Here is a 12,603-nt window from a genome sequence, read left to right on the forward strand (position 1 = left end):
CTCGGCATATTCAAATTTCCTGACAGAGAAAAGCTATGGCTAAAGATCGTGCTCTGACGCTTGAAGCGCTACGTGTAATGGATGCCATCGATCGCCGCGGCAGTTTTGCTGCCGCAGCAGATGAGCTGGGCCGCGTCCCCTCTGCGTTAAGCTACACCATGCAGAAACTGGAAGAGGAGCTGGACGTGGTGTTGTTTGACCGATCCGGTCATCGCACCAAATTTACCAACGTTGGGAGGATGCTGCTTGAACGCGGGCGCGTGCTGCTGGAAGCCGCCGACAAGCTGACTACCGATGCGGAAGCGCTGGCTCGCGGCTGGGAAACGCATCTGACGATTGCCACCGAAGCGCTGGTTTCCACCGAGCTGCTATTCCCGCTGGTGGAAAAACTGGCAGATAAAGCCAACACTCAGGTTTCGCTGATGACCGAGGTGCTCGCCGGGGCGTGGGAACGGCTGGAGCAGGGCCGCGCCGATATTGTGATTGCGCCCGATATGCATTTTCGCGCCTCTTCCGAGATCAACACCCGCAAGCTTTATTCACTGATGAGCGTCTACGTTGCCAGCCCCGATCATCCGATTCATCAGGAGCCGGAGCCGCTTTCCGAAACCACCCGGGTGAAATATCGCGGTATTGCGGTGGCGGATACCGCGCGTGAAAGGCCGGTATTAACCGTAACCCTGCTGGATAAACAGCAGCGCCTGACCGTCAGTACCATTGAAGACAAACACCGTGCTTTACTGGCGGGCCTGGGCGTTGGCACCATGCCATACAGTATGGTTGAGCAGGATATTGCCGAAGGGCGTCTGCGTGTGGTCAGCCCTGAGTATACGCGGGAAGTGGATATTATTATGGCCTGGCGGCGCGACAGTATGGGGGAAGCCAAGGCCTGGTGCCTGCGGGAAATCCCGAAACTGCTGGCGAAGCGTCAGGGATAAAGCCCGCAGGCACGGTATTCCTTTACGGCGCTGGGTTAGCCGAGCTTTCCTGAGAGTGTTCGATGCCGTTAAACGTTGAGAACGTTTCGTAGTAGTAGTGGCCCACGAAAGCAACGTAGCACAGCATCACGACGGCGAGGCAGAAAGAGACAGTCTTGATCATGGTTCAACTCCAGGAAGTTGGCTTCCGGTTAATCCGCATTTGCGTTCACATCAGTAAAGATACGTAAGTGCGAATTGGGAGAATTTGTTCCAGATCAATAAAGGGTGTTGAACGTCCGGGGCGAAAAGAAAATCGCCCCGAATGTTAACGGGCAGGATCAGGGAAAGCGTTCGTCGCGCCCGTGCGGTTCGTCCCAGTTAAATGCCGGGCCTACCGAAATCACCCCGCTCGGGTTGATGGTTTTATGGCTGCGGTAGTAGTGATGGCGAATATGCGGCAGATTCACCGTACCCGCAATGCCCGGCAGCTGATAAATCTCGCGCAGGAAGCCGCTCAGATTGAGGTAGTCGCCAATGCGGTGCTTATCGCATTTGAAATGCGTGACATACACCGGATCGAAGCGTACCAGCGTGGTCCACAGGCGTAAATCGGCTTCGGTCAGACGATTGCCGGTCAGATAGCGCCGCTGCCCCAGAATCTGCTCCAGACGGTCCAGCGAGCTGAAAAGCGCCGTCACCGCTTCATCATAGGCCGGCTGACTGGTGGCAAAACCCGACTTATACACGCCGTTGTTTACCGTATCGTAGATCCAACCGTTCAGTTCATCGATCTCATCGCGCAGTTCAGCCGGGTAATAATCCCCGGCGCGGGCACCAACACCGTCAAATGCGCTGTTAAACATGCGAATAATGTCGGCGGATTCATTACTGACGATGGTGTGCTGATGTTTGTCCCACAGCACCGGCACCGTAACGCGGCCGGTGTAGGTTGGGTCGGCATGCAGATACAGCTGATAGAGATATTCGTTCTGATACAGGCTGTCGCCGGTGACATCGGGGAAATCTTCGTCAAACGTCCAGCCGTTCTCCAGCATCAGTGGATGAACAACCGAAACTGAAATCATCGACTCCAGCCCTTTCAGCTGGCGCATAATCAGCGTGCGGTGTGCCCACGGGCAGGCGAGGGACACATACAAATGGTAGCGGTCGGCTTCGGCGCGGAAGCCACCTTTGCCGTGTGGACCGGCGCTGCCGTCGGCCGTCACCCAGTTGCGAAATACCGCTTCTGAACGTTTAAAGCGGCCGCCGGTAGACTTGGTGTCGTACCAGTTATCGTGCCATACGCCATCAATTAGCTGTCCCATCTTTCCTCCCTAAAAATGAAAGGGCGAGGATATGCTCCTCGCCCCGGATTCTTCACTGTTGTAAGTGTAGTGGAATTACCACTTTTTACCCAGCAGACGGTCGATGCTGTATGCGCCAGGTCCTACCAGGCCCAGCAGCAGGTAGCCACCGGAGATTGACAGGTTTTTCATAAACATAATGGAGTTCGGGCCTTCCGCAAAGTTGGTGTGGAAGATAAACGCCGTCAGCAGCGTAAAGGCTGCGGTGAACAGCGCGGTGAAGCGGGTCAGGAAGCCGAACAGAATGGCCAGGCCGCCGCCGAACTCAAGCAGAATGGTCAGCGGCAGGAAGAAGCCCGGCACGCCCATTGCTTCCATATACTGCTGCGTACCGGCGTAACCGGTGATTTTTCCCCAGCCTGCAACGATAAACAGAATTGGCATCAGGATGCGAGCCACTAAGAAACCGGTATCTTCTAATTTTTTCATAATCATCCCCAACAAGAATTTTATGGGCCGTGCTATCAGGCGGACCCTGTTTTACTGTGGCCTGGCGCTGCTTTAGCGCTCAGTGCCGTTCGTTGCTGGAGATAATAGACGGGGAGTCTGGCTATTGTAAGCGAGATAATCTGTCGAAGTTGTTCAAGAAAATTGGAAAGGATGGCCGCAAAGGGCGATGCGGCCATAATTTAGCGTTTTGGCAGGGCGTTACGCACCATGCGCCAGGTGCTCCAGGCTCCAATACCGCGTTTCGCCCAGCGGGTCAGAAAGCGTGGATTACGCACCGACCAGATGGCAAAAACGCCGCTGCCAATTGCCAGATAGCGTTTGGCATTAACCAGGCTCAGCCAGCCCCGATCGTAACGATCTGTGGCTTCCAGCCACTCTTTGCGCCCGGCGCTTAAATCCAGACGCTGCTGTTGAATAAGCCGCAGCAGATCGGCGGTACGTTTTTCACGGTCGCGGCGGCTCATCAATCATCCTCCAGCAGCTGGCGATCGCTGGCAAGTTCCTTACGGGTGGCGCTGAGAAGGGTAGAACGCCGCGATTTTGCCAGCGTCCACAGGCCGAAAATCAGCGCCAGCGCAAACAGGACCCCGGTCGTGATTGCCATTGCCATCAGGCGGTATTGCGCATCAACGGCCCAGATAACCAGTACCATCAGGCTCATCAGACCAAATGCAGTGAACAGTAGGGTCAGCCCTACCATGATCATCATCTGAATCAGGTTGGCTTTTTCCGCTTCCAGCTCAACTACCGCCAGACGCACGCGGGTTTCAACAATGCCCACCAGCGTGGTGATGATCCGCTGTCCGATATTAATGACCCCTTTACCGGGGCCATGATTTTGCTGATTATCTGCCATATTAACGACGGGTCAGCAGAACGCCCAGTACCACACCGACCGCTGCGCCAATCCCTACGCTGGTCCACGGATTATCACGGACGTAAACATCGGCACGGTCCGCCGCCTCACGGGTGGTTTGTGCAATACGCTCACCGGAATCACCCAGGCGTGCGCGAGTATTTTTCAGGGCGCTTTGCGCTTTATTGTGCAGTTTTTCCAGCTCGGTTTTAGATTTTTCACTGGAGGTACTGAGCACTTCTTCCAGCGTATCGGCCAGGGTTTTCAGCTCGGCGCGCAGATGTTCTGACGTGGTATCTTTAGACATGGAAGACTCCTTACTTATGATTAATGTCATGGCAGATTGCCGACCTTAATAGGGCGCAGCCTGCACTTCCTTCAGCTCACGTTGAGCGTCAGCCAGTTTCTTTTCCCGTTTGGCGATTTTCTTGCTGTCGCCACCCTCGTTTCGCTCCTGCTGCAGTTCCTGTTCCCGCTCGGTCACTTTTTTCTGATGCTGCTGAATCTTTTCCTGATGGGCTTTGCGGACGTTTTCATCCGAGCAGTTAGCACGCGTTTCGGTCAGCGCACGCTCCAGGCCATTAATCTGGCGCTGGTTATTGTGCTGGCGGGCGAAATCGATTTCTTTCTGAATAGCCTGCTCTTTCTGCTGACAAAGCGGCCCGGCCTGTGCCAGTGATGTCGCAGCCAGCAGGCTGATAGCAAGCGTTAAGCGGTATTTCATATGATGGTGACCTTCCTTTGCAATGACAGCCGGTTAGGGCTATCGATTTCCTGAACACAGGGCGGCGTAGGGATTTTTAAGCATAGACAGAAAACTGGAAAAGCTCAAAACAGAACGGGAATTTCCCCTCGCCTCTCTGAGGGGGCGAGGGGCAGTTACGTTCGCAGACTGATGCGATTCACCCAGTTTGCCGCGCCGTGGCCTTCCTGACGGGCAATATCGAAGCCATAAGGCAGCAGTTCACGCAGTACTTTTTCCGCCGCGTCGCTTTGTTCCTGTGAATCGAACCTAATTACCAGTGAATCGTGGTCCGGGGTGATACTTTTAATGCGAATCCCCTGGGCGGTGAGCGACTGATAGACATAAAAGCCGTCGGGCAGGCTGTTGCCCTGGCGCAGAGTGCGGATCTGCAGTGCGGCTTCGCTGCGAAACAGCGCGGGCAGCAGCGTAACGACCAGCGTCAGCGTCAGCAGCGAAGCGGCCAACAGCCCAATCCAGGGCACGATGCGCAGGAGTCTGGCCGGAAGTTTGAACAGAGAGGACATGGTTACTGGCCTCCCTGCGACGTTTTTTTCCGCCACAGTACGTATAAAGAGCCACAGAGGCCGAAGACCAGCAGCACCAGCGGCAGCAGCATCAGGCAGAACATCAGCTGATCTTCATATTTACGGAACAGCGGCGTTTTGCCCAGCGCAAAGCCCATCACGGTCAGAATCAGCACCCACAGCAGGCCGCTCATCCAGTTAAAGAACTGGAAGCGGGCATTGCTCAGGCCGGAAAGCCCGGCGATGGTGGGTAACAGCGTGCGAACAAACGCGATAAATCGCCCAATGAGCAGCGCCGACAGGCCGTGGCGGTGAAACAGCTGGTGCGCCCGCTGATGGTACTGCGCGGGTAGATGCGAAAGCCATTTTTGTACCAGCGGCGTATTGCCGAGCCACTTGCCCTGAATATAGCTGACCCAGCAGCCCAGGCTGGCGGCGGTGGTAAGGATAAACAGTGTGAGCGGAAAATTCATCGTGCCTTTCGCTATCAGCACGCCGACCAGAATCAGCAGGCTGTCACCGGGCAGGAAAGCCGCCGGAAGCAGGCCATTTTCCAGAAACAGAATCATAAACAGGATGAAGTAAAGCGCCCAGACCAGCGTCGGGTCGGCCAGCGTGACGTAATCTTGCTGCCATAAGGCGTGGATTAAATCTTTAAAAATATCCATCAATAGTCCTGAACATCATAGTTGGCCCGATTTAACGCAATTCTACATGCTGAATTCATCGTTTTAGTGATGCAGATGCTGCGGGCGGCTGAACAGCGTGGCCAGAAAAAGCATCGAAAGCTTAAAGCTTTTTACAAAGGGTAAAAAAAGAAGATAACTGTAACAAAGTTAAGCAGGTCTGGACAGGAAGAAACACCGGACCAGGGATGTTTTACCGTTGCAGCGGTCCGGCGTGAAGGAGTTTTACACTGGCTGACATAAGTGAACGAAAGCTGACTCAATCTACTAAGAAAGACCTACTTTTCGTCGTTGGCGATGCTATCCAGAGCGATAACCGGATTTTCAGCAAACATGTAGCGGTCTACGTTAAATTCAAAGTCATCTGTCGTGGCGTTGAACAGCATCTGGCGGGTATTCTCCAGGTGCTGCCACATTGCCAGCTTGCTCCCTGCCGGGTCCTTGCGGATCAGCGCCTTGAGGATGTTATCGTGATCTTCGCACCAGCTCTCTATCGAGCGCTCGTCGATATGTTCATGCAGTTTTAGCCAGTACGGGTTGTACAACCGATGCAACCACATTTTTTCAACAATTGCCGCCAGCGCGCTGTTCTGCGTAGAGAGCGCAATCTGCACGTGGAATTTCATATCCCACTCGGAGTCACGGAAGCGATCTTCCTGCCGCGCCTGCTCCTGAATAGACATCAGTTGCACGATATCCTGCCGGGTCACCTGGGTGGCGGCAAATTCAGCAACGTTGCTTTCAATCAGCTGCCGGGCCTGCAGCAACTCAAAGGGACCGAAGCTGGCAAACTCCAGCTGGCTATTGGTGGTTACGCTTTTCTTTTGCTGCTGTGACACCACATGTATGCCGGAACCTTTACGCACTTCTACATAGCCTTCCACTTCCAGCATGATGATCGCCTCGCGCACCACGGTCCGGCTGACGCTCATCTCTTCCGCAATAAAGCGCTCGGCGGGCAGCTTTTCGCCAATCTGATACTGGCCCTGTTCAAGGCGCAGTTTTAACTCAGCTGCCAGCTGCTGATAGAGACGACGTGAGTCGATCTGTTGCATGGTTCACGCTCCGATACACAATGATTTGCTGAAACCTGTTATACCACTTTCCCCGTGCTAAAAAAACAGACGCTCGTTAAGGTCTTGAATCCCCGATTACCCTGCATGGTGCTGAACGGGTTATAAAGATGTTATACCTTTTTATCTGAGATTAAGACCGCGATACTGAGAATGAAGCAATCATCAACATTCTTACATTTGCATATAAAACATATAGTTAAATTTAATTTTTTGATTAGATGACGCTAATCACCCGCAGTTGATAGTGTTTTTTGTGATCTGTTTCTCACTATTTATTCAGCACTCGACATAATTGGTATGATAACTTTGCTGGTATTGAAACACAGAACTTTCCAGGGGATACCAGATGCAGACGCTGAACCGTGATAATTTTCCCGGCCGCCAGGATGCCGAACGCGTAATCCAGTTTGGTGAGGGCAATTTTCTTCGCGCCTTTATCGACTGGCAGTTAGACCTGTTAAACGAGCATACCGGCCTTGATGCTGGCGTGGTGGTGGTCAGGCCGCGTAACAGCGCGGCTAAGCGCAGCCTGAACAGCCAGCAGGGGCTATATACCACGCTGATCCGCGGTATTAACGATGAAGGGAAAGTGGTCAGCGAAAGTCGACTGATCCGCTCGGTTAATCGCGAGATTCATCCCGTAGAAGATTACGAAGGGTTTCTGGCGCTGGCGCGTAACCCGGAGATGAAATTTGTCTTCTCCAATACCACTGAAGCGGGCATCAGCCTGGATGCTGCCGACACGCGGGACAGCGCTCCCCCGGTCAGCTTCCCGGCCAAACTGACGCGGCTGCTGCTGGAGCGCTGGCAGCATTTTGATGGCGCGGCGGATAAAGGTTGGGTGATCCTGCCCTGCGAACTGATTGACGATAACGGTGCCGCGCTGCGTGAGCTGGTGCTGCGGCTGGCCCGCGAATGGCAGCTGCCGGCGGCGTTTGCTCAGTGGATCGAGCAGAGCAACACCTTCTGCTCGACGCTGGTGGACCGCATCGTGACCGGCTACCCCGATAATGCTGCCGATCTGCACGCTGAGCTGGGCTATCGCGACGACTATCTGGCGGCGGGTGAAGTTTACTACCAGCTGATTATTGAAGGGCCGGAATGGGTGGCCCAGGCATTGCACCTGGACCAGCTGCCGCTGAATATTCGCATGGTTGACGATATTGCCCCGTATAAGGCGCGCAAAGTGGCGATCCTCAACGGCGCACACACAGCGATGGTGCCGGTCGCGTTTCTCGCCGGACTGGATACCGTCGGTGAAGCGATGGACGACGCTGAGGTGGCCGCCTTTATTGATGCCACGCTGCGCCAGGAGATTATCCCAACGCTGGAGCAGTCCCCGGAAGAGCTGAATGCCTTTGCCGATGCGGTGCTCAACCGTTTCCGTAACCCGTTTATCCGCCATCAGCTCAGCGCGATTGCGTTAAACGGCATGACGAAGTTCCGCACCCGACTACTGCCCGCGCTGCTGACGCAGGTTGAACAGCAGGGCGCTCCGTCTCCGCGCCTGAGCTTTGCCTTTGCAGCCCTGCTGGCGTACTACCGCGGCGAGCGCAGCGGCACCCGCTACGCGTTACAGGACGACGCCCACTGGCTGGAGCGCTTCACTACGCTGTGGCAGCTGGCGGAGGCACACGATATTCCCCTCAGCCAGCTGGTCAGCGACGTGCTGGCTGATGCAGTCCACTGGGGGCAGGATCTGAACCGTCTTCCGGGCCTGACGGCGAGCGTGACCGCTCAGCTGGAGCAGATTATTACCGTTGGTATGCGCGCCGCGCTGGCGCAGATTAAGTAAGGTATTCGCGATGCAAAGTCTGATAAAAATTCACGATCTGGATAATGTTGCCGTCGCGCTGCGCGACCTGGAAGAGGGTGAGCAGGTCACTATCGGCCAGCATTCCGTCGTGCTGGCCCAGCCGGTGGGGCGCGGGCACAAATTTGCCCTTCAGCCGCTGGAAACCGGCGATCTGGTGATGAAGTATGGCCTGCCGATCGGGCACGCTACCCGCCCCGTTGCGCCCGGCGAAATCATCCACTCACAGAACGCGCGTACGAATTTGAGCGATCTGGATGAATATGAATATCTGCCCGACTTCGCTACCGTGCCGCCGCAGGCTGCTGACCGCGAGGTGCAGATCTTCCGACGTGATAATGGTGATGTCGGCATCCGCAACGAGCTGTGGATACTGCCAACGGTTGGCTGCGTCAACGGTATCGCCCGGCAGATCCTGCAGCGCTTCCTGAAGGAGACCAACCAGGCGGAAGGCATCGACGGCGTGCATCTGTTCAGCCATACCTTTGGTTGTTCACAGCTGGGGCAGGACCATGAAAACACCCGAACCATGCTGCAAAACATGGTGCGCCATCCGAACGCCGGTGCGGTGCTGGTGATCGGCCTCGGCTGCGAAAATAACCAGGTGGATGAGTTCCGCCAGACGCTGGGCGCGTATGACGACAGCCGCGTGCGCTACATGATTTGCCAGCAGCAGGACGATGAAGTGGAAGCGGGGCTGGAGCAGCTGCACGCGCTGTACGAAATGATGCGGCACGACCAGCGCCAGCCGGGCAAACTCAGCGAGCTGAAGTTCGGCCTGGAGTGCGGCGGCTCGGACGGCCTGTCCGGCATCACCGCCAACCCGCTGCTGGGCCGCTTCTCGGACCAGATGATCGCCAACGGCGGCACCACGGTGCTGACCGAGGTGCCGGAAATGTTCGGCGCGGAGCGTATTCTGATGAGCCGCTGCCGCGATGAAGCGACCTTCGACAAAACCGTCAGCATGGTCAACGACTTTAAGAAATACTTTATCGCCCACAACCAGCCGATCTATGAAAACCCGTCACCGGGCAACAAAGCGGGCGGTATCACCACGCTGGAAGAGAAGTCGCTGGGCTGCACGCAAAAAGCCGGGCAGAGCCAGGTGGTGGACGTGCTGAAGTACGGCGAGCGGCTGAAGGAGCCGGGCCTGAACCTGCTGAGCGCCCCGGGTAACGATGCGGTGGCGACCAGCGCGCTGGCCGGTGCGGGCTGCCATATGGTGCTGTTCAGTACCGGGCGCGGCACGCCGTACGGCGGATTTGTACCGACGGTAAAACTGGCTACTAACAGCGAGCTGGCGAAGAAGAAGCCGCACTGGATCGACTTCGATGCCGGTCAGCTGATTCACGGTACCGAAATGCCGGAACTGCTGGCGAGCTTTGTGGATACCATCGTTGAGATTGCTAACGGGCGACCGGCGCGCAACGAGGTAAACGAGTTCCGCGAGCTGGCGATCTTTAAAAGTGGTGTGACGCTATAAGGCTGAAGGAGGGATGCTGCGGACTGTGGCAGGAGGCATTGACGGTCTGCGGCGAGTTCAGCATTGATAGCCGATTAAACTTGTACGCCGCCTGTTGCGGGCGTTACGGCCTGGTTTCCCACAGAGAGGGAAACCAGGCCAGTCGGGATCAATCTTGAGTCTGTGATTTCACCACGCCAGCGCGGCGATCTTCCGCCATACAGGCCGCTGCTGTAAACAGAATATCCGCCGATGAGTTCAGCGCGGTTTCCGCAGAATCCTGCAGCACGCCGATAATAAAGCCGACCGCCACCACCTGCATCGCAACCTCATTCGGAATACCGAACATATTACAGGCCACCGGGATCAACAGCAGCGAGCCGCCGGCCACGCCGGATGCACCGCAGGCGCAGATCGACGCCACCAGGCTCAGCAGAATGGCCGTGCCGACATCGACATGAATCCCCAGCGTATTCACCGCCGCCAGCGTCAGCACGGTAATGGTAATTGATGCCCCGGCCATACTGATATTGGCCCCGATCGGGATCGAGACGGAGTAGGTGTCTTCATCCAGATTCAGTTTTTTCGCCAGCGCCATATTCACCGGGATATTCGCCGCCGAGCTGCGGGTAAAGAAGGCGGTCACGCCGCTTTCACGCAGGCAGGTAAACACCAGCGGATACGGGTTGCGGCGGATCTGCCACCACACCAGAATCGGGTTAAATACCAGCGCCATCAGCAGCATACAGCCCAGCAGCAGGCCCAGCAGATGTGCGTAATCCCACAGCGCTTCAAAGCCGGTTGAGGCCAGAATCGAACCGACCAGGCCGAAGATACCGATTGGCGCAAAGCGTATCACTACGCGTACCAGGCGGGTCACGGCATCAGACGCGTCGCTGAGGAAGGCGCGGGTGGTGGCGCTGCTGTGGCGGAACGCCAGGCCCAGGCCGATACCCCATACCAGAATGCCGATGTAGTTGGCTTTCATCAGCGCTTCAATCGGGTTGGCCACCATGCTCATCAGCAGGCCGTCGAGCACTTCCAGAATGCCGGAAGGCGGGGTGATTTCGGTACTCGCCGCGCGCAGCGTCAGGCTCTGCGGCAGCAGGTGGCTGGCGATTACTGCCACTACGGCGGCGCAGAAGGTGCTGAGCAGATACAGCATCACGATCGGGCGAATATTGGTTTTCTGCCCCTGCTGATGGCTGGCAATTGACGCGATAACCAGTACCAGCACCAGAATGGGCGCGACCGCTTTCAGGGCGCTAACGAACAGCTCGCCCAGCAGGCCCACGGCCAGCGCATTGCTTTTTGAGAACCAGGCCAGCGCGATACCCGCCAGCAGTCCGATCATGATTTGTGTTACCAGGCTTCCCTGCATCAGGCGCTGGATGACTCCGCGCCCGCTGTTTTCTCTACTCATAATTTTAAATCACTGTCGTTATCTATAGTTCTGCCGCACGGCACTACATTGCGGCGGCTTATGTGTGTTTGCGCAGGGAAGTATAAGGAAATGTTCTGTCAGGGGAAGCGAAAATTCGGAATTAGCCGCTATCGATCGGCATAAAGCAGTGCTGCGGCAGGAGAGGTCCGCAGCATTGAGCAATTGGCAAGATTAGTGGTCTGACGCGGGTTCCTGAGCATCGGCCGGGAATACCACGCCGGTCTGGCGGCGGATTTCCGTCAGCAGACGCGCCACGCTTAACGAGTAGGTTAATCCAGGATGATTAATCTCATTGGTCTCTATCAGGCGGGCAAAGGTTTCCGCCTCATACAGCATGGTATTGATATGCTGCGGCTGAGTGAGGTCCTGCGGCTTCGCGCCGCGCGCCACGAAACTGACGTTCTGGCATTCAGAAACGTGCTCGATGACCAGCGAACCGGCTTCGCCCTGGATTTCACTCGGCAGCACCGACTGGCTGATTTTGGAATGCTGCACGGTCACGTCAAAGCTGCCGTAGTCCAGCAGCACGGTGCCTGCACCGTCCACGCCGCTGTCCAGCAGCGTGGCGCTGGCGGTGACCTTCTGCGGCTCTCCCCACAGGCTGACCGCGGTGCCCAGGCAGTAGTAGCCAATATCCATAATTGAACCGTTGGACCAGTGCGGATTAAAGGTATTCGGGTTTTCACCGTCAAGGTAGCGCTGGTAGCGGGATGAATACTGGCAGTAGTTAATCAGCGCCTTACGCAGCACGCCGATCTTCGGCAGCGACTGCTGTAACACCTGGAAGTTCGGCAGGCTGGCGGTTTTAAACGCCTCGAACAGCACCACCTGATGCTCACGCGCGCAGGCGACCATCTCTTCCACTTCACGCAGGTTTGACGCCAGCGGTTTTTCGCAGATGACGTGCTTACGATGACGCAGGAACAGCAGCGACTGCGGGCAGTGCAGGGCGTTCGGGCTGGCAATATAAACGGCATCGATCAGATCGGACTGGGCCATCGCTTCCAGCGAGTCAAAAAGTTGTTCTACCGGATAATCGTTGGCGAAAGTCTGCGCCTGTTCCAGCGTGCGGGAGTAAACCGCGGTCAGCTTAAATTTACCCGTTTCATGAGCGGCATCGACAAACTGACGGGTGATCCAGTTGGTTCCAACGACGGCAAAGCGAATCATAGTATAGTCCGTTCTCTGGGCTGGCCGGGCGCACCGGGGCGGTAGCGGCCAAAAAGGGAAAAAGCAGATTAACATGCGATGACGCTGGCGCAA

General features: G+C 56.2%; 15 protein-coding genes. 3 read left to right on the forward strand and 12 right to left on the reverse strand.

Annotated elements, in window-relative coordinates; translation table 11 throughout:
• Positions 1-35: 35 nt before the first annotated feature.
• Positions 36-938: a LysR family transcriptional regulator gene (locus JOE09_RS11415; RefSeq protein WP_105592044.1), complete on the forward strand. Its 903-nt coding sequence runs from the start codon at positions 36-38 to the stop codon at positions 936-938.
• Positions 939-960: 22 nt separating this feature from the next.
• Here the strand turns inward: JOE09_RS11415 and JOE09_RS11420 are convergent, their stop codons facing one another.
• The 10 genes from JOE09_RS11420 to exuR all read right to left on the reverse strand — a co-directional run bounded on the left by JOE09_RS11420 (position 961) and on the right by exuR (position 6,600).
• Positions 961-1,101 carry a hypothetical protein gene (locus JOE09_RS11420; protein WP_205065851.1) on the reverse strand — a complete coding sequence of 47 codons (141 nt, stop codon included), beginning with the start codon at positions 1,099-1,101 and terminating at the stop codon, positions 961-963.
• 157 nt (positions 1,102-1,258) lie between these two features.
• Complete coding sequence (locus tag JOE09_RS11425; RefSeq protein WP_205065852.1) at positions 1,259-2,245, reverse strand: glutathione S-transferase family protein; 987 nt, start codon at positions 2,243-2,245, stop codon at positions 1,259-1,261.
• A 75-nt stretch (positions 2,246-2,320) separates the two neighbouring features.
• Positions 2,321-2,713 (reverse strand): DoxX family protein, encoded by a 393-nt coding sequence (locus tag JOE09_RS11430; protein WP_105592318.1) that lies wholly within the window; start codon positions 2,711-2,713, stop codon positions 2,321-2,323.
• A 200-nt stretch (positions 2,714-2,913) separates the two neighbouring features.
• Complete coding sequence (locus JOE09_RS11435; protein WP_200560260.1) at positions 2,914-3,198, reverse strand: YqjK-like family protein; 285 nt, start codon at positions 3,196-3,198, stop codon at positions 2,914-2,916.
• The gene (locus JOE09_RS11440) at positions 3,198-3,590 is read right to left on the reverse strand and encodes a phage holin family protein (protein WP_105592041.1); all 393 of its coding nucleotides are present in this window, start codon (positions 3,588-3,590) and stop codon (positions 3,198-3,200) included. Before JOE09_RS11440 ends, JOE09_RS11435 begins: the two co-directional genes overlap by 1 nt.
• Position 3,591: 1 nt before the next feature.
• On the reverse strand, positions 3,592-3,897 hold the full coding sequence (locus JOE09_RS11445; protein WP_105592040.1) for an ElaB/YgaM/YqjD family protein: 306 nt from the start codon (positions 3,895-3,897) through the stop codon (positions 3,592-3,594).
• Positions 3,898-3,942: 45 nt separating this feature from the next.
• Positions 3,943-4,314, reverse strand: coding sequence for a DUF1090 domain-containing protein (locus JOE09_RS11450; RefSeq protein ID WP_105592039.1), 372 nt, complete (start codon positions 4,312-4,314; stop codon positions 3,943-3,945).
• A 155-nt stretch (positions 4,315-4,469) separates the two neighbouring features.
• Positions 4,470-4,859 (reverse strand): EnvZ/OmpR regulon moderator MzrA, encoded by a 390-nt coding sequence (gene mzrA / locus JOE09_RS11455; RefSeq protein ID WP_105592038.1) that lies wholly within the window; start codon positions 4,857-4,859, stop codon positions 4,470-4,472.
• Positions 4,860-4,861: 2 nt separating this feature from the next.
• Positions 4,862-5,527, reverse strand: a complete 666-nt coding sequence (locus JOE09_RS11460) for a DedA family protein (protein ID WP_205065853.1) — start codon at positions 5,525-5,527, stop codon at positions 4,862-4,864.
• Between the two features lie 296 nt (positions 5,528-5,823).
• Positions 5,824-6,600, reverse strand: a complete 777-nt coding sequence (gene exuR / locus JOE09_RS11465) for a transcriptional regulator ExuR (protein ID WP_205065854.1) — start codon at positions 6,598-6,600, stop codon at positions 5,824-5,826.
• A 367-nt stretch (positions 6,601-6,967) separates the two neighbouring features.
• On the opposite strand from exuR, the gene JOE09_RS11470 reads away from it, so the two are divergent.
• Positions 6,968-8,416: a tagaturonate reductase gene (locus JOE09_RS11470; protein ID WP_205065855.1), complete on the forward strand. Its 1,449-nt coding sequence runs from the start codon at positions 6,968-6,970 to the stop codon at positions 8,414-8,416.
• A 10-nt stretch (positions 8,417-8,426) separates the two neighbouring features.
• Positions 8,427-9,917 (forward strand): UxaA family hydrolase, encoded by a 1,491-nt coding sequence (locus tag JOE09_RS11475; RefSeq protein ID WP_200560256.1) that lies wholly within the window; start codon positions 8,427-8,429, stop codon positions 9,915-9,917.
• Between the two features lie 148 nt (positions 9,918-10,065).
• On the opposite strand, the gene sstT is transcribed toward JOE09_RS11475, so the two are convergent.
• Both sstT and JOE09_RS11485 read right to left on the reverse strand, forming a co-directional pair.
• Positions 10,066-11,319 (reverse strand): serine/threonine transporter SstT, encoded by a 1,254-nt coding sequence (gene sstT, locus JOE09_RS11480; protein ID WP_205065856.1) that lies wholly within the window; start codon positions 11,317-11,319, stop codon positions 10,066-10,068.
• Between the two features lie 192 nt (positions 11,320-11,511).
• Positions 11,512-12,510 (reverse strand): Gfo/Idh/MocA family protein, encoded by a 999-nt coding sequence (locus tag JOE09_RS11485; RefSeq protein WP_205065857.1) that lies wholly within the window; start codon positions 12,508-12,510, stop codon positions 11,512-11,514.
• Positions 12,511-12,603 lie beyond the last annotated feature (93 nt).

The organism is Pantoea coffeiphila, assembly GCF_016909495.1.
Lineage (GTDB): Bacteria > Pseudomonadota > Gammaproteobacteria > Enterobacterales > Enterobacteriaceae > Erwinia > Erwinia coffeiphila.